This window comes from Polaromonas sp. P1_F6 (genome assembly GCF_056405695.1).
This window is the reverse complement of the sequence record NZ_JBFUBQ010000004.1, coordinates 1-17,597: the sequence shown is the minus strand read 5'-3', so window position 1 is coordinate 17,597 and position 17,597 is coordinate 1. Positions and strand designations below refer to the sequence as shown.

Below are 17,597 nucleotides of genomic sequence, written 5' to 3'. Positions count from 1 at the left end.
CCCACTACAGACTGGCACCATGTTCAATTCCCGGGGCACCCAGATCCTGAACCTCACCGGTTTGCGCTTTGACGCCAACCTGGGCATTCTGGATCACGAAAAAACCGCGCCGCAACCGATCCAGGTCGATGCCGAACTGAACCTGGGCACACAGCCGCTGCTGCCCCATGACGACGACATCCACCATGTGCTGGATTACCGCAAGGTGCGGCAGATCATCATCACCGAATGCACCTCGGAACACGTCAACTTGCTGGAAAGCCTGATCGGCAAGCTGGCGCACCGGCTGATGAAGTTGCCCGGCGTGCTGGGCGTGCGGGTGAAGATCGCCAAACTTGAAATTTTTGACGACTGCGAAGTAGCCATTCGCATCGAGACGGGACAGTGGTGAACGATATGGGAGTGAATGATATGAGTGCTGTTTGGGAAGATGCTGTCGCGGAACACGAGCAGCAGGAAAGCTCCGCGCGCGTGCAAAACAGCATGAAGATCGAGCGCGAAGACCACAAGCTTGAAAAACGCCTGTGCCGCGAAGTCGGCCGCGCCATTGTCGACTTCAACATGATTGAAGAAGGCGACAAGGTCATGGTGTGCGTCTCGGGCGGCAAAGACAGCTACGCCATGCTCGACATTTTGCTGAAGCTGCAAAAGCGAGCGCCCATCAACTTCGAACTGGTGGCCGTCAATCTCGACCAGAAACAGCCCGGTTTCCCGGAGCACATCCTGCCGGACTATCTCGGCAAGCTGGGCGTACCCTTTCACATCGAAAACCAGGACACCTACAGCATCGTCAAGCGCGTGATCCCTGAAGGCAAAACACTGTGCTCGCTGTGCTCGCGCCTGCGCCGCGGCATTTTGTACCGCGTGGCGGGCGAATTGGGCTGTACCAAGGTTGCGCTGGGCCATCACCGCGACGACATGCTGCAGACGTTTTTCCTCAACATGTTTTTTGCGGCCAAGCTCAAGGGCATGCCGCCCAAGCTGGTGAGCGACGACGGCAAGAACATCGTTATCCGCCCCATGGCCTACGTGACCGAGAAAGACCTGACGCGCTGGGCGCAGGTGCGCGAATTTCCCATCATCCCGTGCACGCTGTGCGGCAGCCAGGAAAACCTGCAGCGCAAGCAGGTCGGCAACATGCTGCGCGAATGGGAGAAAAAATTCCCCGGACGGCTGGAGAACATGTTCGCCTCGCTGCAAAACATCGTGCCGTCGCACCTGATGGACAACAAGCGCCACGATTTCAGGGGCATCAAGACAACGGGCATTGCCGACCCGGAAGGCGACAAGGCTTTTGACGCAGAAGAGTTCCGGGAGCCGGTGCCTCCGGGATTGTCCGTGATCGGCGTGCATTCGGGCTGATTGACTTTTTCAACGTTCTTCGTTTTCAACGCATTACCCTGGAGGCCCCATGAGACGTGCACTGGCGATTTTCTTCATGGCAGCCATGGCCCTTGTCATGGCGGGTTGTTCCACCGTGCGCCTGGTCGACAGTGATGTCACTGCCTTCTACAACTGGAACGGCCCGCCGCCTGCGCCTGGCACACCGTATCGCTTTGAGCGCCTGCCTTCCCAGCAGGCCGCCGGCTCGCCGCAGGATGCCGTTGAAGGCATGGCACGCAGCGCCCTGGCCAAGGTGGGAATGGAGCTCAACCCGCCCGTCGCACGCTACAGCGTGCAGATTGTGGCCACCACCCAGATCATCGACCGCGGCCCCTATGGCTACAGCCCCTACGGCGGTTTTGGGTTTGGAAGCGGTGTGTTCATGGGCGGCGGCAGCCGCGGCGTCGGGGTCGGCCTGTCGTTCCCAATCGGCGGCGGAATCTCGGAGCCGACCTATTTCAAGCGCGAGCTGAGCATCGTGATGCGCGACCTTCGCACCAACCAGGTCGCCTATGAAACACGGGCGCTGCACGACGGCGTCTGGTCGGATACCCCGGCTGTGCTGCCCGCCATGCTGGACTCGGCTCTGCGCGGCTTCCCGCAGCCGCCGCCGGGTACGCGCCGCATCAATGTCGAGATTCCCCGATAACAATGGAATCAACGCGCGTCATTGCCATACGTCACGGTGAAACCACCTGGAATGTGGATACCCGCATTCAGGGCCACCTGGACATCCCCCTCAACGACACCGGCCGCCGGCAGGCCGAACGCATGGCGCTCGCGCTGGCCGACGAACCGATCACTGCCATCTACGCCAGCGACCTGACACGCGCCTGGGAAACCGCGGAGTACCTGGGCCGTGTGCTGGGCATCGAGGTGACGCGTGAGGAAGGCCTGCGGGAGCGCGGCTTCGGCGACTTTGAAGGGAAAACCTTTTCGGAGATCGAGGCCCTGCTGCCCGAGCAGTCGATGCGATGGCGCAAGCGGGATCCGGAGTTTGCGCCTGCCGGCGGCGAGTCGCTGCTGGATTTGCGCAGCCGGGTGGTGGCCACCGCCGAGCGTCTGGCGGCCGCGCACCCGGGCGAGCTGATCGCCATGGTCGGCCACGGAGGGGTGATGGATGTGCTTTACCGCGCCGCCACGCGGCTGGACATCCAGGCCCCGCGCACCTGGGCGCTGGGCAACACGGCCATCAACCGCCTGCTCTGGACGCCCCAGGGCTTTTCCCTGGTGGGCTGGGCCGACACGCAGCACCTGGAAAACGACGCACTGGACGACAACGGATTTTCCGGCGGCGATGCCGGCGCCCGTCTCAGCGCACAATAAGCGCAGAATAAACATCAACGCACTCATGAGCACACAGCCGCCCCGCCTGGCCGAACTGATCGGGAAACCGGTCAACGACATCGACACGCCCGCCCTGGTCATCGACCTGGACGCAATGAAGCGCAACCTTGCGCGCATGGCTGAATTTGCCAAGAAGCACAATGTCCGCTGGCGTCCCCATGCCAAGCTGCACAAAAGCGTCGCGCTGGCCAAGGCGCAGATGCGGGCCGGCGCCATTGGCGTGTGCGTGCAAAAAACGTCCGAAGCCGAAATTATGGTGGCTGGCGGTGTGTACAACGTCTACATCAGCAATGAGGTCATCGCCCCGGCCAAGCTGGCCCGTGTGGCGGCGCTCACCCAAAAAGTCGCGGCCCAAGGCGGCCACCTTGCTATTGCGGTGGACAGCACCGAGGGTGTGATCCGTCTGGCGCAGGCCATGACGGAGGCCCGCATCAACAACAAGAATGCGGGTGCCACCGTGATCGACGTGTTTGTGGAAATCGACGTCGGCCAGGGGCGCTGCGGTGTCGAGCCCGGCGCCGCCGCCGTCACGCTGGTGCTGGAAATCCGCAAACACCCTGCGCTGCGTTTTGCCGGCTTGCAGGCCTACCACGGCAAGGCCCAGCACATGCGCAGCGCCCAGGAAAGGCGCGACGCCATTGCCAGGGCGGTGGAGGCCGTGCTCCTGACGCGCAAACTGGTAGAAGCCCAGGGCATCACGGTAGACCTGGTTACGGGTGCGGGCACCGGTAGCCTGATGCTGGAGGCCGCCAGCGGCGTCTACGGCGAACTGCAGGCCGGCTCTTTCATGTTCATGGACGCCGACTACGCCCAAAACGAACGGGACCCGTCGCAGCCGCAGTTCGAACACGCACTGTTCGTCAAAACCCAGGTGATCAGCACGCACGGCAGCCATGCGGTGTGCGACGCCGGCCACAAAAGCCACGCCATTGATTCCGGCCTGCCGCTGGTGCATGCCTTTGACAGCGAAAGCGAGCTGGCCTATTTCAATGGCGGCGACGAGCACGGTATCTTGCGGCCCGCGGGCGACAGCAAGCGCCTGCCGGGCCTGGGTAGCATGCTGTGGCTGATTCCCGGCCACTGCGACCCTACCGTGAATTTGCACGACGCCATGATCGGCGTGGCCGGTGGCCTGCGCCACGGTACGGTGCAGCGCATTTACCAGGTCGACGCCCGCGGCGCGCTGACCTGACTCCCCTGCGCGTAAAACAGCGCGCCTAGAAGTTCACGCCGTAGACTGCATACATCGGCGAGGGCGCGCCATTGATGCGCCCGCCCCGGTACTCCGCTTCGCGTGCCGACTGCAGCACGACCCCATTGAGCTCGGCATGTGTGGACGACAGCACCCGCGCATCGAGCAGCTTGCCCTCGGCGTCCAGCAGTGTGATCACGACGACGCGGCCATGGATGCCCTGCGCACGGTAAGCCTGCAAGGCGTCGAGCGCGCCGGGCTTGCGCACGCGCGCGATGGAAATTTTTTGCCCCATACCGTCGCCGTCCTGCATCTGTGGCGCCTGCGGATGATCAGCGTAGAGTTTTCCCATCTGCCGGAACAGCTCGGGGAATTCCGGCAGGCTGGACGTGGAAGCGAGAGGCACGGCTGGATTGGGCGTGCGCGGTCCCGGTGCCGGGACCGCGCAGCCCCCGACCGCCATTGCCCAACAAAACATCAGGCCCGGCGAAATCAGGGAACGGCGAGACATGGCTATTTTTCTCAGGGGTTGGATTTGGATTTGGATTTGGGCTTGGCGGCACTCACACGCTCGGAAATCCGCGCATCAATGGCCTTGAGCTCCGCGCTGATCACCCGTACGCGGGCCTGGCCGGCTGCGGCGGTGACATCGCCCTGCACGGCACGTGCAGTGGCCAGCTGGATTTGCATCAGTTCCACCATCAGATTGTTGGCGCGCTTGACGTCGCGCATGCCGGCGCCGATTTTGTCATTGGCGGGAATGTCCAGCGGGGCCAGGGCGCGCTGGACGGCCTGGTAACCCGGCAGGTGCCGTGCTTCTATCGCCTGGACAAATTCAGGCTCCGGCATCTTGCCTTCCCGAAAAGCTTTGACGTCGGCCTGAAAGGCTTTCTCCGCGGCTTGCATCGCGGGCAAAATGCGGGTCAACCCGGCCTGGAATTCAAACAGCTGCCGATGGTGCACGGAAGGGGTGGGTGTTGTGACTACCAGTGCGGCCACCGCCATGGCCGACACCAGCGCACCGATGGTTGCCGTTGAAAGCCGCCGCGCCGGCGTGACCGCATCAGCGATCTTCTCTGTCAGCAGCCAGGCCAGTACACATCCCGCAACGAGGCCACCCACGTGAGCGGCGTTGTCGATGCCCTGCTGGCTGAAACCCTGGACAAGGGCATAGGCCAGAAAAACCCCCTGGCTGGTCATCACCTTCTTGGTGGTGAGACCGGGTATCTGCCCGCGGTGCTGGTGCATCGCGACCAGCAAGGCCCCCAGGACACCGAACACCGCGCCGGAAGCGCCCACTGAAACCGATTGCTGTGCGGAAAAGTGCAGGCTGAGCGCACTACCGGTGAGTGCGCTGGCCAGATAAATCAGCAGGAACTGGAAATTGCCGTGAAGCCGGTTGAGTTGCCTGCCGGCCTCCCACAGGCCCAGCATGTTCAGCGCGAGATGCAAAAAACCGCCATGCAGGAAAGCGGCCGTCAGCAGGCGCCAGTATTGCCGGTCTTCCACTACCGAGGCCGCCGAATTGGCGCCCCAGGCCAGAAGCTCCGACGGCAAGGGCTTCAATGCGTTCAATCCGGAACCCAGATTGGCCAGCCAAACGGCAACATTCAGGCACACGACCAGGTAAAGCGCCCACGTCACGGGCGTGAGCTGTTTGAGCCGGGCCTCAAAGTCCTCGGCCGCCTTGAGTTCTGCCGTTCGTTGTGCCATGGCCTGCATGAAGCCGCGCCCGCCGTAAGCGGCAAAGGCCTGCGTCACAGCCGCTATCGCCTGGGTGTGGTCTTTGGTCTTGATGCTGCTCAATGGAACACCGAGGCGCTTTTTACGGCTGCCCCACCACCATTTTTCGTTCACGTGCGGCGCGAGCGACACGATGATCGACGTGTTGCCATGCACAGTCTGCGACTCAATGTCGGAAACCTCGGACCACGCGATGCACCTGTTTTTCAATACGGCGGCGCTGATGCCTTCCGGACCCACGCGAAGCGCGGGACGCTTGCTGACAAGCTGCCGCCCGAGAAGCCAGGCAAGCCACAGCAGGCCACCCAGGGAGAACACCCGCCACCCCGGAAAGCCGGTGAACGGGACAAACACGAGCATCAAGGCCGGAATGGCCGCGAGGAACAAAAAGAGGATCGTCAAGGTACCCGTCGTGCTGCGCCACGATGGGGAAAACTCACGCACATAAGCATCGAGAGTGGCGCCGGCAGCTACATCGCCATTCAGCTCTGCCGACGGAACGGTATCCGGAAATTCCATTATTCCCCCTCCTGCCCTTGCCACCCCGGTGAGCGGGCCTGTTTTTCAAAGGTGTTACGCGCCGAAAAAGTCCTGTCCCTGCTGCGGCGGCGCCACGCCCAGGTGGCGGTAGGCGGCCAGCGTGGCGATGCGCCCGCGCGGCGTGCGCTGCAGATAGCCCTGCTGGATCAAATAGGGTTCGATCACGTCTTCGATCGTGTCGCGCTCCTCGCCGATGCTGGCGGCGATGTTGTCCAGCCCCACCGGGCCGCCGTCGAAGCGGTGGATGACAGCCTCCAGCAGCTTTCTGTCCATCACGTCAAAGCCCTGCGGGTCCACGTCGAGCATGGCAAGCGCCTTGTTGGCGATGTCCAGCGAGATGTGGCCGGTGCCCTTCACGTCGGCATAGTCGCGCACACGGCGCAGCAGGCGGTTGGCGATGCGCGGTGTGCCGCGTGACCGGCGGGCAATTTCAAAACCGCCTTCTTCATCCATGGGCGCATTGAGCAGCTTGGCGCTGCGCCGCACGATGCGCGCGAGTTCGTCGGGCGTATAAAACTCCAGCCTCGCGACGATGCCGAAGCGGTCGCGCAGCGGGTTGGTCAGCATGCCGGCGCGCGTGGTGGCGCCCACCAGCGTGAAGGGCTGCAGATCGAGCTTGATGCTGCGTGCCGCCGGGCCTTCGCCGATCATGATGTCGATCTGGTAGTCCTCCAGCGCGGGGTAGAGGATTTCTTCGACCACCGGGCTCAGGCGGTGGATTTCGTCGATGAAGAGAACGTCGTTCTTTTCAAGGTTGGTCAGCAGTGCGGCCAGGTCCTTGGGCTTTTCCAGCACCGGGCCCGATGTTTGCCGCAGGTTCACGCCGAGTTCGTGCGCAATGATGTGGGACAGCGTGGTCTTGCCCAGGCCGGGCGGGCCGAACAGCAGCACGTGGTCCAGCGCCTCGCTGCGCTTTTTGGCCGCGCCAATGAAAATTTCCAGCTGGTCGCGCACCTTGGTCTGGCCGACGTACTCGTCAAACAGCTTGGGGCGCAAGGCGCGCTCGATCGCCTCCTCACCGGGTGAGGCCGGCGCGGCCGACATCACGCGCTTGGTGGGCGGAAAATCACCCGGAGAGAAGTCGTCAGTCTGAATGGTCATGCTGGACTACTTCGGCTATTTAGCCAAGGCCTTCAATGCCAGCTTGATGCCGTCGCTCACGCCAATGTCCTTGGGCAGTGCCTTCAGTGCCAGCGCCGCATCGCGGTCGCTGTAGCCCAGCGCCACCAAGGCCTGCAGGATGTCTGACTGGGCATCGTTGGCGACGCTGACCTGGATACCGATGTCGGCGCCCAGTTTGCCCTTGAGTTCCAGTAACAGGCGTTCGGCGGTCTTTTTGCCGATGCCGGGCACCTTGATGATGCGGCCGGCTTCCTGCTGGGTGACGGCTTGGGCAAGCTCTTCAACACTCATGCCGCTGAGCACGCTGAGCGCGGTGCGCGGGCCCACGCCGGAGATCTTGATGAGCTGGCGAAAGGCCGCGCGTTCGGTGGCGCTGCCGAAACCGTAGAGGATTTGTGCGTCTTCGCGCACCACAAAGTGCGTCAGCAGGCTGACTTTTTCGCCCAGGCCGGGCAGGTTGTAGAAGGTGCTCATGGGTACCAGCACTTCATAGCCGACGCCGTTGCAGTCCACCAGGATTTCCGGGGGATTTTTTTCGGCCAGCTGGCCAGAGAGTCTTCCAATCATGGGCAAATCTTATCAGTCAGACGCAGGCGGCTGTTTGGGCGGACAATTGTGTTTTAGGCCGTTATCAGCCTCCTTTTCAGGAAAACCATCGCCTTGATTCTTCGCCACACCTTTACGCCGCCGAACAACACCCGCATGGGCCACCTGTGCGGACCCATGGACAGCCACATCCGCACCATCGAAGTGGCGCTGGATGTCACGATTGCCCACCGCTTCGAGCAGTTCAAGATCGACGGCACCAAGGTGAAGGCCAACCAGGCGCTGGAAGTGCTCCAGGCCCTGTACGAAATCGCCCAGCGCCCCATAGAGCCCGAAACCGTGCAGCTGATGCTGGCCGGCGACACCGCGCTCAGCATCGCACCCGACGGCGCCATGGCGCTGTCGACCCGCCGCGCCGACCTGCGCGCCCGCACCACCAACCAGGGCACCTACCTGGAAAACATCGCCACCCACGACATCACTTTCGGTATCGGCCCGGCCGGCACCGGCAAAACCTATCTGGCCGTGGCCTGCGCCGTGGATGCGCTGGAGCGCAGCACGGTGCAGCGCATCGTGCTGACCCGCCCGGCGGTCGAGGCCGGCGAGCGCCTGGGTTTCCTGCCGGGTGACTTGAGCCAGAAGGTGGACCCTTACCTGCGCCCGCTGTATGACGCGCTGCATGAGCTGATGGGCTTTGAGCGCGTGCAAAAGGCCTTTGAGCGCCAGCAGATCGAGATCGCGCCGCTGGCCTTCATGCGCGGCCGCACGCTGAACCACGCCTTCGTCATCCTCGACGAAGCGCAAAACACCACGCCCGAGCAGATGAAGATGTTTTTGACCCGCATCGGCTTTGGCAGCAAGGCTGTGGTGACGGGCGATATCAGCCAGGTGGACTTGCCGCGCACGCAGCTCAGCGGCCTGGTAGACGCGGAGCGCGTGCTCAAGCGCGTCAAAGGCATTGCGATCACCCGCCTGACGAGTGCCGACGTGGTGCGCCACCCGTTGGTTGCGCGCATTGTGGATGCGTATGACAAATCGCCGGGCGCCGCCGGGCCCGCCGGCGAAGCCGACGCGGAACCCGTTGCCGCCCCAGCCCGCCGCGCCAGCGCCCGGAGCCGCAATGGCTCTTAAGCAGCTCAGCCTGTCGCTGCAGTTTGGCGACCTGAAGGACGCCGCCCGCCACCGCGCCGCCCTTCCGCGCCACAGCGTGGCCCGATGGATTCGCCACGCGCTGGCGCACGACGGTGAGATCACCGTGCGCATCGTCGACGCCGAAGAAGGCCGGGCATTGAACCGCGACTACCGCCAGCGCGACTACGCCACCAACGTGCTGACCTTTGATTACACGCAAGAGCCCGTGGTGACCGCCGACCTGGTGCTGTGCGCACCGGTGGTGGCCAAAGAGGCAAAAGAGAACAAAAAGACGCTGCAGGCCCACTACGCCCATCTGCTGGTGCACGGCACGCTGCACGCGCAGGGTTGGGACCACGAGACTGGCGAAGCCGATGCCGAAGCCATGGAAGCGCGTGAAATCGAGATCCTGGCCGGCCTGGGTATCCAAAATCCTTACCGCTGAGGTTCAAGGATTATTTGGCTGTAACCCAATAGGGACGAGCGCAAGCAGCTATTGAATTAATAGCAAATTCATGTGCCCGGTACGACCTGCAGGGGAATCGTCACCGGCCCGTCGTTGATCAGGTGCACCTGCATGTCGGCTGCGAATTGCCCGGTTTCGACTTGCGGATGCAGGCCGCGGGCCTGGGCCACGAAGTAGTCGTAGAGCCTGCGACCTTCGTCCGGCGCAGCCGCACCGGTGAAGCTGGGCCGGTTGCCGCCCGATGCGTCCGCCGCCAAGGTGAACTGGCTCACCACAAGCAGGCCGCCTTTGACGTCCTGCACGCTCAAATTCATCTTCCCCGCGCTGTCCGAAAAAATCCGCAGCTTGAGAATCTTGGCCAGCAGCTTGTCGGCCTGCGCTTCAGCGTCACCGCGCTCAGCGCACACCAGCACCAGCAGCCCGCCGCCAATCTGGCCGACGGTCTCGCCGGCAATCACCACGCTGGCCTCGGCCACGCGCTGCAGCACGGCCTTCATCAGTCAGTCACACCAGCAGCCACAAACAGCGGCTTGCCGACGGGGCCGGAAAGGAAACTGACGAACTGCTGGGCCACATCCTGCTGTTTGCCGGAAGCCAGCGGCGCGGCGGTGTACGACGTGTAGTTCTGCACTTCGGCCGGCACCGGCCCGACGAACTTCAGGCCCTTGTCCTTGTACAGAAGAATCTCGGTCATCGCACCGAAGCCGATCTCGCGCCCCTTGCCCTTGAGCACGTGCTCCATCACCGAGGCGCCGTCGGGGTAACGCGTGGTTTTGCTTTCCACCTGCGCATACACATCCATCTTCTTGAGCAGGCCTTCCAGGTACAAGCCGGTGGATGCGCGGTTGAACACCAGCGAGTCGGCGGCCAGCACCGAGCGTTTGAGTGCCTCGGCATTGGCGATGTCGGGCACAGGCGCGCCTTCGCGCACCGCCACACCCATGCCGACACGGCCGACGTTGGCGCGCGTTTCCGCCAGCTTGCTAGCCGCGGCAAATTCGCCAATGACGGCGGGCGGCGCGATCACCACGTCAAACGCCGGATTGCTGTCCATGCGCTTTTTCAGCTCGGGTGCGGTGTTGAAGGTGATTTTGGCGGTGTGGCCGGTCTGCTTTTCAAAAGCGGCCGCGGCCGCCTTGAGGCCGGGCTCGATGGCACCGGCGCTCAGCACCTGGAGCTCCGCCGCCTGCGCGGCGGCGCTGAGCAGTGCGCAGGCAAGGACGCGGGCGGCAAACGTAAGAGGGGTTCGTTTCATCAAGGCTCCTGGACTCATGGATAGAAGGTCGGAAGGTCGGGGAAATTATCGGTGGCCGGAAGAGGGCGGCAGGCCGTCAGATCAGGTCGGCCTCGTCGTCGAAATGGGCTTCCACATCGCTGGGCAGCAGCTGGATGCTGGCGCGCAGGCCGGGCACGGCGCTCATCAGGGCCTGCTCAACGCTGGTGCGCACGGCCGCCGCGCGGCCCAGTGACCAGCTGGCCGGCATGTGCATGTGCAGGTCGACAAAGCGCCGCTGGCCGGCGCGGCGCGTGCTCAGGTGGTCAAAGCGGATGGTGGGGTGGCTGAAGCCTGCGAGCGTTTTCTGGATCTCGGCCAGCACTTCGGGCTCCACCGCCTCGTCCATCAGGCCCTGTGACGAGCGCCAGACCAGCCGGCCGCCCTCCCACAGGATATTCAGGGCCACGCCGATCGCCACCACGGCGTCCAGCCAAAGCCAGCCGGTCAACATGACAGCGCCTATGCCGACCACCACACCAACAGAGGTCCAGACGTCGGTCACCAGGTGTCTGGCGTCGGCCTCAAGCGCGATGGACCGGTGCAGCCGGGCCGCACGGAACATCGCCCAGGCCAGCAAGCCGTTGAGCGCCGAGCTGCCCACCGACAACGCCAGGCCCCAGCCAAGCTGCTGCAGCGGCCGCGGGTCCAGCACGCGGTGCGCGGCAGCCCAGATGATGGCCACAGCCGCACCGACGATCAGTGCGCCCTCGAAGCCGGACGAAAAATACTCGGCCTTGTGGTGGCCATAAGGGTGGTCGTCGTCGGCAGGGCGCTGCGCAATCGTGACCATGGCCAGGCCAAAGAGGGCGCTGGCCAGGTTGACGAAAGACTCCATGGCGTCAGACAGCAGGCCCACCGAATCCGTGATGTACCAGGCCGCTGTCTTGAGGACGATGGTGACTGCGGCCACTGCGACGGAAGCGCGCAGCAGCCGTTGCGGCGTCAGGGACTGCCAGGCGGGAAAATTCATCTGTGCATTGTGAGGTATGGGGGCATGCCGGGTAACAAACCGGAGAAGGGTGGCGGGGTGGCAAGACTTGCCCGGCGAATCGTAACCAAAGGTAATGGATAATCCGCCCAAAGAGGTCTTCATGAAACATCGCTACCTGACAGCCTTGGCCGGACTGATGCTTGCAGCCGTGCAAGCCGCCGCACAAACCCAGCCGGAGCCTGCCGCGGCCGTTCCGGCCACGCCGGCAGCCGCGCCAGCCGAGGCATCGGCCCCAACCGCTTCTGTACCCTTGCCCCCACCTCCACTCGCCCCCGGGCAGGCCGGCTTTCTGAAAACCCTGCGCGGTGACGTCAAGCTGCTGGAGGCCGGCGGCGCAGCGCGGCCGGCAAAGGCCGGAGACCCTGTATTGCCCGCCGGCCGCATCGTCACAGGCGCCGACTCCGCCGCCAGCCTGGTCCTGCGCGACGGCACCACGGTGGTGGTGGGTCCGGCTTCGCAGCTGGACATCAAGGGTTTCAGCTTTGATGCCACCACACAAGAGGGCGGCCTGCTGCTCTCCCTGCTGCAGGGTTCGCTGCGCATGATGAGTGGCCTGGTGGGCAAGGCCCACCCCGAGACTGTGCGCATCGAGACCAAGACCGCTTTCATCGGCATTCGCGGCACCGACTTCATCGTGCAGGCGGACCCACAGCCATGAGAATCCATTTCCCCCTTCTCTCCGCCATTCTCCTGAGCACGCTGCTGGCGGCTTGTTCCACCGGCACCCGTGTTGTGCTGCTGCCGCAGGAAGACGGAACGCCGTCTGCCGTGGTGGTGCGCGCCAGGGAAGGCGCAGGCGGCGAAGCTGTGCTGTCCGTGCCTTTCCAGCGTGCCACGGCAGCGCGGGGTTCAACGGGTGCCCCCAGGGTGGACCAGGCTGATCCGGCCAAGGTTCGCGCCGATAACGCTGCGCTGTATGACATGGCGCCGCCCAGGGGCAAGCGTTACACCGTGTACTTTGATGCGGGCGGCACGGTGCTGACGGCCGAGTCGCAGAAAATCATGGAAGACGTGCTCGTCGATGCGCTGGCCCGAAGTGGCGGCGACATCGTGATCACCGGCCATACCGACACTGTGGGCGCCGGGGCCAGCAACGACGTGCTGTCGGCCCAGCGGGCGCAGCAGGTGCGCCAGATATTGATTGACCGCCAGTTTCCGGCGGAGCGCATCGAAGCGGCGGGCCGGGGTGAACGCGACCTGGCCGTGCCTACCGCCGATGAGGTGGAAGAGCCGCGCAACCGGCGCGTGGCCATCGAGGTTCGGTAACAAGATGACTGGTGTTCAGGCTAAATGCCTGTAGACCAATAGGGGTAAGCGCAAGCAGCTATTAAAACTGTAGCGCTCGGTCGCCGCCCCGAGTCTGCGGAAAGCGCCCCGTGCCGCAGTTCAGGCCAGCGTGACCCGGGCAAACTTGCGTTTGCCCACCTGCACCACATACGTTCCGCTGTTCAGCTTGAGCGCCTTGTCGCTCACCACGCTGGAGTCAATCCGCACGCCGCCGCCTTCAATCAGGCGCGTGGCTTCGCTGCCCGAGGGCGCGAGGCCAGCCGCCTTGAGAAGCGCGCCTATCCCCATCGGCGAACCGGACAGCGACACCTCGGGAATCTCGTCCGGCACGCCGCCCTTGCTGCGGTTGATGAAGTCCTGCTCGGCGGTGTCGGCTGCTGCAGCCGAGTGAAAGCGTGCCGTGATTTCCTTGGCCAGCGCGACCTTGGCGTCCTTGGGGTTGCGTCCGCCGTCCACTTCGGCCTTCAGTGCGGCGATGTCGGCTTCACTTTTGAACGACAGCAGCGTGTACCACTTCCACATCAGCACATCGGAGATCGACAGCACCTTGGCGAACATGGTGTTGGCGTCTTCGCTGATGCCGATGTAGTTGTTCTTGCTCTTGGACATCTTCTCGATGCCGTCCAGGCCTTCGAGCAGCGGCATGGTCAAAATGCACTGCGGCTCCTGGCCGTATTCCTGCTGCAGGTGCCGGCCCATCAGCAGGTTGAACTTCTGGTCGGTGCCGCCGAGTTCCAGGTCGCTCCTGAGCGCGACCGAGTCGTAGCCCTGCATCAGCGGGTACAAAAACTCGTGCACGCTAATAGGGGTGCCGGCCTTGAAGCGGTCGTTGAAGTCGTTGCGCTCCATCATGCGGGCCACGGTGTAATGCGAAGCCAGCTTGATCATGCCGGTGGCGCCCAGCGGTTCGCTCCATTCGCTGTTGTAGCGCAGCTCGGTTTTGGCGGGGTCCAGGATCTTGTCGGCCTGGGCGCGGTAGGTTTCGGCGTTGACCTTGATCTGCTCGGGCGTGAGCGGGGGTCGTGTGGTGTTGCGCCCGGACGGGTCGCCGATCAGGCTGGTGAAGTCGCCTATAAGAAAAATGACTGTATGGCCCAGATCCTGGAGCTGACGCATTTTGTTCAGCACCACGGTATGTCCGACATGAATGTCAGGCGCCGTCGGGTCCAGCCCCAGTTTGATGCGCAGCGGGACGCCCGTGGCCTCCGATTTGGCCAGTTTTTGTATCCAATCGTTTTCCGGGATCAGCTCATCGCAGCCGCGCAGGGACACAGCCAGGGCCTCCCTGACGCGGTCGGTGACGGGGAATTTTGTAACAAGCTCTTGATTCATAAGGGTTTTTCACATGTCGGGGAATTGTCCGACAGATATACTGGCGGCTCTCCTGCAGCGGCGGAGCCATTTTAGTTGGCCTGCAATTTGCTGATCAGGAAACTCATAACCGGATGGCTCCGGCCCCACCCCTGCATCCAGGGCTGGCCGCCAAAGCTCTCCACCTTTTATACAGCAGTCCGGTGCTCGCGCAGCGCCCGATGCACTTTTGTTGGGAATACTGCTTTGCCACTGCCATCTCCCTCCCAGATACTGCTGCCGATCGCCGACAGCCTCCGTCGCCATCCCAAACGGGTCACCGCCAGCCTTGCAGCGCTGCTGCTGGGCACAGGTGTCACCGCATTCGGCGTTGCGCCCCTGGCACCCGATGCGGCCAACCTGCCGGTCCGCCAGATACTCGAAGCGGTCGAGCCTTTGCCCACGCAGATACAGACCGATTCCCTCACCGATTTCCGTTTCAAGCTGTTCCGCACGGAAAGCACCCGCAGCAGCGATACCGCCGACACCCTGCTCAAGCGCCTGAACATCGACGACAGCGCCGCAGCCGCCTTTTTGCGCAGCGACGCCAATGCGCGCCTGCTGCTGTCGGGCCGTGCCGGAAAGAACGTAACCGCCGAAGCCAGCGACAGCCAGCAACTGCTCAAGCTCAGCATGCGTTGGCCCACTGACGACGAAACGATGTTCAAGCGCCTGGTGGTCGAGCGCGGCGCCGCCGGTTTCAGCTCGCGCATTGAAACCGCCCCGTACGCGGCTACTGCGCGCCTGTCCAGCGGCAGCATCCAGACCTCGCTGTTCGCCGCCACCGACGACGCCCGCATCCCCGACGGCGTGGCGGTGCAGATCGCCGAAATTTTCTCCAGTGACATTGATTTTCGCCGCGCACTGCGCAAGGGCGACCGCTTCAACGTGGTCTATGAAAGCCTGGAAGCCGACGGCGAGCCGCTGCGCACCGGTCGCGTGCTGTCGGCCGAGTTTGTCAACGCCGGCAAGGCCTACCAGGCCATGTGGTTCCAGCCTCCGGGCGTGGACGCCACGGGCGCTGCCAACAGGGGCGGCTATTACACGCTCGACGGCCGGAGCCTGCGCCGCGCCTACCTGAGCTCGCCCGTCGAGTTCTCGCGCATCAGCAGCGGCTTTTCAATGCGCTTTCACCCCATCCTGCAAAAATGGCGCGCCCACCTGGGCACCGACTTCGCAGCGGCTACGGGAACACCTGCACGTACCGTCGGCGATGGCGTGGTGGAGTTCTCGGGTGTCCAAAACGGGTATGGCAACGTGGTGTTCGTTCGCCACCGCAACGGCCATGAAACTGTTTATGCCCACCTGAGCAAAATCATGGTGCAGCGCGGCCAGAACGTCAGCCAGGGCCAGACCATCGGTCTCGTCGGCTCCACCGGCTGGGCCACCGGCCCACACCTGCATTTCGAGTTCCGCGTCAACGGTACCCAGCAGGACCCGATGACGATCGCCAAGCAGAGCGAGACCATTCCCGTGTCTACGGCTGCCATGCCGGCATTCAGGGAGCTCTCAGCGGGCGTGAAGACTCAGCTTCTGGCAGCCTCGACCATCACCCAGACCCGCGCTGAGTAAGTGACCCCCACGGTCGCTCACTTCGTGTAGCTCCCTGCCCCCCGAGGGGGCCGCTGCGCGTGCGGCCTGGCAAAGCCAGTCCCGCGGCCCCGGCTGGCAAAAACCGGAATCCTTTGCCCACTGCGTGTAGCTCCTGCCTCTTGAAGGTTGCCGTGTCTGCAGCTCCGCTAGATGGGAGCCTTGCGGCAGAATAGGCAAATGTCCGATTACTACATTGGCCTGATGTCAGGCACTTCGCTCGACGGTGCCGATGGTGTGCTGGTCGATCTTTCCGGTGGAAAGCTGCGCGTCCTTGCCGCGGCGACGGAATCCTTTGATGGGGTGTTTCGCGCGGAGCTGCTGGCGCTGAATTCGCCCACGGACAACGAACTGCACCGGGCCGCCGTTGCTGCCAATCACATCGCGGCGGCGTATGCCAAAGTCGTCGCTGCGCTGCTTGTCCAGGCTGCTGCACAGGGGATCGTCGCCTCGCAGGTTCGCGCCATTGGCGCGCATGGCCAAACCGTGCGGCACCAGCCGCACAGAACATCCCCCGACCCGGCGGGCGCAGGCTACACGCTCCAGCTCAACAATCCGGCTTTGCTGGCAGAGCTCACGGGCATCGATGTGGTGGCTGATCTTCGCAGCCGCGATGTGGCGGCCGGTGGCCAGGGCGCACCTCTGGTGCCGGCATTTCATCAGGGCGTTTTCGGCCATGCCGACGCCACGGTGTCGGTGCTGAATTTGGGTGGCATTTCCAACCTCAGCGTGCTGCCGCCTGGCGCGTCGTCACCCGTGCTGGGTTTTGACTGCGGACCGGGCAACGCCCTGATGGATGCATGGTGCCTGCAACACACCGGTCAGCCTTATGACGCCGGCGGCGCCTGGGCGGCCACGGGCAAGCTGTTGCCGGACCTGCTGGCCAGCCTGCTGGACGAACCATACTTTGCGCAACCGATTCCCAAAAGCACCGGCCGCGATCTTTTCAGCATGACCTGGCTGGCCGGCAAACTCGCGCCCTTTTCTGCGGCGCGGCCGCAAGATGTCCAGAACACCCTCGCTGAATTCACGGCCAGCGCCTGCGCGGCGGACGTCAACAGCCATGGAAAAGCCAGCAGCCTGCTGATCGTCTGCGGCGGCGGCGCGTTCAATACCCATCTTCTTGGGCGCCTGCAGGCCGGGTTGCCGCAGCTAAAGGTTGAGACTTCCGGCCAGCATGGTTTGCCACCTTTGCAGGTGGAGGCGGCGGCCTTTGCGTGGCTGGCACAGCAGGCGGTGTTGCGCAGGCCCGGTAATTTGCCAAGCGTGACGGGGGCGAAGGGGTTGCGGGTGCTGGGGGCGGTCTATCCTGCTTAGGCTGGGCAGGATAGTGGTCGGTTCTTGCTCCGGGTTGGATGTTCTCGTCTAAGGGTAGATGGCCGGGGGTAGCCCGGCGGCTACTCACTTTTCTTTTGGGTCGCCAAAAGAAAAGTAAGCAAAAGAAAAGGCGACCCTGCTGTCTGCGTCCCTCCGCTTCGCTACGGGCAACCTGCGGTGCTCGGTCCAGGCGGGGTCTCGCTCGAACTCGCTTCGCTCAGACAATCGCGATCCCTGATCCGCCTGGCCCTGCGCTCCTCGGCGCAGACAGAAGGGATGGGGAGAAGGAATACCCAACAGCCGAAGACAGGAATCC

19 protein-coding genes are annotated in these 17,597 nt (G+C 63.7%); 11 read left to right on the top strand and 8 right to left on the bottom strand.

The features are described from left to right. Positions 1-19 precede the first annotated feature (19 nt). The 5 genes from AC1DY9_RS13410 to AC1DY9_RS13390 are packed head-to-tail and all read left to right on the top strand — an operon-like array spanning position 20 to position 3,922. Positions 20-391, top strand: coding sequence for a dihydroneopterin aldolase (locus tag AC1DY9_RS13410; protein WP_431094939.1), 372 nt, complete (start codon positions 20-22; stop codon positions 389-391). Positions 392-411: 20 nt separating this feature from the next. Then, positions 412-1,362 (top strand): tRNA 2-thiocytidine(32) synthetase TtcA, encoded by a 951-nt coding sequence (gene ttcA / locus AC1DY9_RS13405; RefSeq protein ID WP_457282903.1) that lies wholly within the window; start codon positions 412-414, stop codon positions 1,360-1,362. Between the two features lie 49 nt (positions 1,363-1,411). Further along, positions 1,412-2,032 carry a DUF4136 domain-containing protein gene (locus AC1DY9_RS13400; RefSeq protein ID WP_457282904.1) on the top strand — a complete coding sequence of 207 codons (621 nt, stop codon included), beginning with the start codon at positions 1,412-1,414 and terminating at the stop codon, positions 2,030-2,032. Positions 2,033-2,034: 2 nt separating this feature from the next. Then, on the top strand, positions 2,035-2,709 hold the full coding sequence (locus tag AC1DY9_RS13395; protein WP_457282905.1) for a histidine phosphatase family protein: 675 nt from the start codon (positions 2,035-2,037) through the stop codon (positions 2,707-2,709). A gap of 25 nt (positions 2,710-2,734) precedes the next feature. Then, positions 2,735-3,922 (top strand): DSD1 family PLP-dependent enzyme, encoded by a 1,188-nt coding sequence (locus AC1DY9_RS13390; protein WP_457282906.1) that lies wholly within the window; start codon positions 2,735-2,737, stop codon positions 3,920-3,922. Between the two features lie 25 nt (positions 3,923-3,947). Here the strand turns inward: AC1DY9_RS13390 and AC1DY9_RS13385 are convergent, their stop codons facing one another. The 4 genes from AC1DY9_RS13385 to ruvA all read right to left on the bottom strand — a co-directional run bounded on the left by AC1DY9_RS13385 (position 3,948) and on the right by ruvA (position 7,894). Next, entirely contained in the window at positions 3,948-4,328 is a 381-nt protein-coding gene (locus tag AC1DY9_RS13385) for an energy transducer TonB family protein (protein ID WP_457306587.1), read from the bottom strand. A 116-nt stretch (positions 4,329-4,444) separates the two neighbouring features. Next, positions 4,445-6,184: a rhomboid family intramembrane serine protease gene (locus AC1DY9_RS13380; RefSeq protein WP_477666783.1), complete on the bottom strand. Its 1,740-nt coding sequence runs from the start codon at positions 6,182-6,184 to the stop codon at positions 4,445-4,447. Between the two features lie 54 nt (positions 6,185-6,238). After that, on the bottom strand, positions 6,239-7,306 hold the full coding sequence (gene ruvB / locus AC1DY9_RS13375) for a Holliday junction branch migration DNA helicase RuvB (RefSeq protein WP_457282909.1): 1,068 nt from the start codon (positions 7,304-7,306) through the stop codon (positions 6,239-6,241). Positions 7,307-7,321: 15 nt separating this feature from the next. After that, the gene (ruvA, locus tag AC1DY9_RS13370; protein WP_457282910.1) at positions 7,322-7,894 is read right to left on the bottom strand and encodes a Holliday junction branch migration protein RuvA; all 573 of its coding nucleotides are present in this window, start codon (positions 7,892-7,894) and stop codon (positions 7,322-7,324) included. A 93-nt stretch (positions 7,895-7,987) separates the two neighbouring features. Between ruvA and AC1DY9_RS13365 the strand changes: the two genes are divergently transcribed. Together AC1DY9_RS13365 and ybeY are read left to right on the top strand one after the other, a co-directional pair. Then, positions 7,988-9,004 (top strand): PhoH family protein, encoded by a 1,017-nt coding sequence (locus AC1DY9_RS13365; RefSeq protein ID WP_457282911.1) that lies wholly within the window; start codon positions 7,988-7,990, stop codon positions 9,002-9,004. Next, on the top strand, positions 8,994-9,449 hold the full coding sequence (gene ybeY / locus AC1DY9_RS13360; RefSeq protein ID WP_477666782.1) for an rRNA maturation RNase YbeY: 456 nt from the start codon (positions 8,994-8,996) through the stop codon (positions 9,447-9,449). Before AC1DY9_RS13365 ends, ybeY begins: the two co-directional genes overlap by 11 nt. Positions 9,450-9,517: 68 nt before the next feature. On the opposite strand, the gene dtd is transcribed toward ybeY, so the two are convergent. From dtd to AC1DY9_RS13345, 3 genes are all read right to left on the bottom strand, one after another. Then, a complete protein-coding gene (gene dtd / locus AC1DY9_RS13355) occupies positions 9,518-9,967 on the bottom strand; it encodes a D-aminoacyl-tRNA deacylase (RefSeq protein ID WP_477666781.1) in 450 nt (149 codons plus the stop codon). Continuing rightward, entirely contained in the window at positions 9,967-10,725 is a 759-nt protein-coding gene (locus AC1DY9_RS13350) for a substrate-binding domain-containing protein (protein ID WP_457282914.1), read from the bottom strand. The genes dtd and AC1DY9_RS13350 overlap by 1 nt, the downstream gene beginning before the upstream one ends. A 76-nt stretch (positions 10,726-10,801) precedes the next feature. Then, positions 10,802-11,716: a cation diffusion facilitator family transporter gene (locus tag AC1DY9_RS13345; RefSeq protein ID WP_477666780.1), complete on the bottom strand. Its 915-nt coding sequence runs from the start codon at positions 11,714-11,716 to the stop codon at positions 10,802-10,804. 121 nt (positions 11,717-11,837) lie between these two features. Between AC1DY9_RS13345 and AC1DY9_RS13340 the strand changes: the two genes are divergently transcribed. Next, the gene (locus tag AC1DY9_RS13340; RefSeq protein WP_457282916.1) at positions 11,838-12,395 is read left to right on the top strand and encodes a FecR family protein; all 558 of its coding nucleotides are present in this window, start codon (positions 11,838-11,840) and stop codon (positions 12,393-12,395) included. Next, entirely contained in the window at positions 12,392-13,003 is a 612-nt protein-coding gene (locus tag AC1DY9_RS13335; RefSeq protein ID WP_477666779.1) for an OmpA family protein, read from the top strand. The genes AC1DY9_RS13340 and AC1DY9_RS13335 overlap by 4 nt, the downstream gene beginning before the upstream one ends. Before the next feature lie 120 nt (positions 13,004-13,123). Here AC1DY9_RS13335 and tyrS read toward each other — a convergent pair whose 3' ends face one another. Beyond that, on the bottom strand, positions 13,124-14,356 hold the full coding sequence (gene tyrS, locus AC1DY9_RS13330) for a tyrosine--tRNA ligase (protein WP_457282918.1): 1,233 nt from the start codon (positions 14,354-14,356) through the stop codon (positions 13,124-13,126). A gap of 225 nt (positions 14,357-14,581) precedes the next feature. Here tyrS and AC1DY9_RS13325 point away from each other — a divergent pair, with 225 nt between their 5' ends. Together AC1DY9_RS13325 and AC1DY9_RS13320 are read left to right on the top strand one after the other, a co-directional pair. After that, positions 14,582-15,946: a peptidoglycan DD-metalloendopeptidase family protein gene (locus AC1DY9_RS13325; RefSeq protein WP_477666778.1), complete on the top strand. Its 1,365-nt coding sequence runs from the start codon at positions 14,582-14,584 to the stop codon at positions 15,944-15,946. Positions 15,947-16,144: 198 nt separating this feature from the next. Further along, positions 16,145-17,281, top strand: coding sequence for an anhydro-N-acetylmuramic acid kinase (locus tag AC1DY9_RS13320; protein WP_477666777.1), 1,137 nt, complete (start codon positions 16,145-16,147; stop codon positions 17,279-17,281). Positions 17,282-17,597: the final 316 nt, after the last annotated feature.

Coding starts and splice junctions, on each gene's coding strand:
- AC1DY9_RS13400 (WP_457282904.1), top strand. CDS start 1,412: ATGAGACGTGCACTGGCGATTTTCTTCATGGCAGCCATGGCCCTTGTC.
- ruvB (WP_457282909.1), bottom strand. CDS start 7,306: ATGACCATTCAGACTGACGACTTCTCTCCGGGTGATTTTCCGCCCACC.
- AC1DY9_RS13410 (WP_431094939.1), top strand. CDS start 20: ATGTTCAATTCCCGGGGCACCCAGATCCTGAACCTCACCGGTTTGCGC.
- AC1DY9_RS13380 (WP_477666783.1), bottom strand. CDS start 6,184: ATGGAATTTCCGGATACCGTTCCGTCGGCAGAGCTGAATGGCGATGTA.
- AC1DY9_RS13335 (WP_477666779.1), top strand. CDS start 12,392: ATGAGAATCCATTTCCCCCTTCTCTCCGCCATTCTCCTGAGCACGCTG.
- AC1DY9_RS13390 (WP_457282906.1), top strand. CDS start 2,735: ATGAGCACACAGCCGCCCCGCCTGGCCGAACTGATCGGGAAACCGGTC.
- AC1DY9_RS13345 (WP_477666780.1), bottom strand. CDS start 11,716: ATGAATTTTCCCGCCTGGCAGTCCCTGACGCCGCAACGGCTGCTGCGC.
- AC1DY9_RS13340 (WP_457282916.1), top strand. CDS start 11,838: ATGAAACATCGCTACCTGACAGCCTTGGCCGGACTGATGCTTGCAGCC.
- AC1DY9_RS13395 (WP_457282905.1), top strand. CDS start 2,035: ATGGAATCAACGCGCGTCATTGCCATACGTCACGGTGAAACCACCTGG.
- ruvA (WP_457282910.1), bottom strand. CDS start 7,894: ATGATTGGAAGACTCTCTGGCCAGCTGGCCGAAAAAAATCCCCCGGAA.
- dtd (WP_477666781.1), bottom strand. CDS start 9,967: ATGAAGGCCGTGCTGCAGCGCGTGGCCGAGGCCAGCGTGGTGATTGCC.
- AC1DY9_RS13350 (WP_457282914.1), bottom strand. CDS start 10,725: ATGAAACGAACCCCTCTTACGTTTGCCGCCCGCGTCCTTGCCTGCGCA.
- ttcA (WP_457282903.1), top strand. CDS start 412: ATGAGTGCTGTTTGGGAAGATGCTGTCGCGGAACACGAGCAGCAGGAA.
- tyrS (WP_457282918.1), bottom strand. CDS start 14,356: ATGAATCAAGAGCTTGTTACAAAATTCCCCGTCACCGACCGCGTCAGG.
- ybeY (WP_477666782.1), top strand. CDS start 8,994: ATGGCTCTTAAGCAGCTCAGCCTGTCGCTGCAGTTTGGCGACCTGAAG.
- AC1DY9_RS13320 (WP_477666777.1), top strand. CDS start 16,145: ATGTCCGATTACTACATTGGCCTGATGTCAGGCACTTCGCTCGACGGT.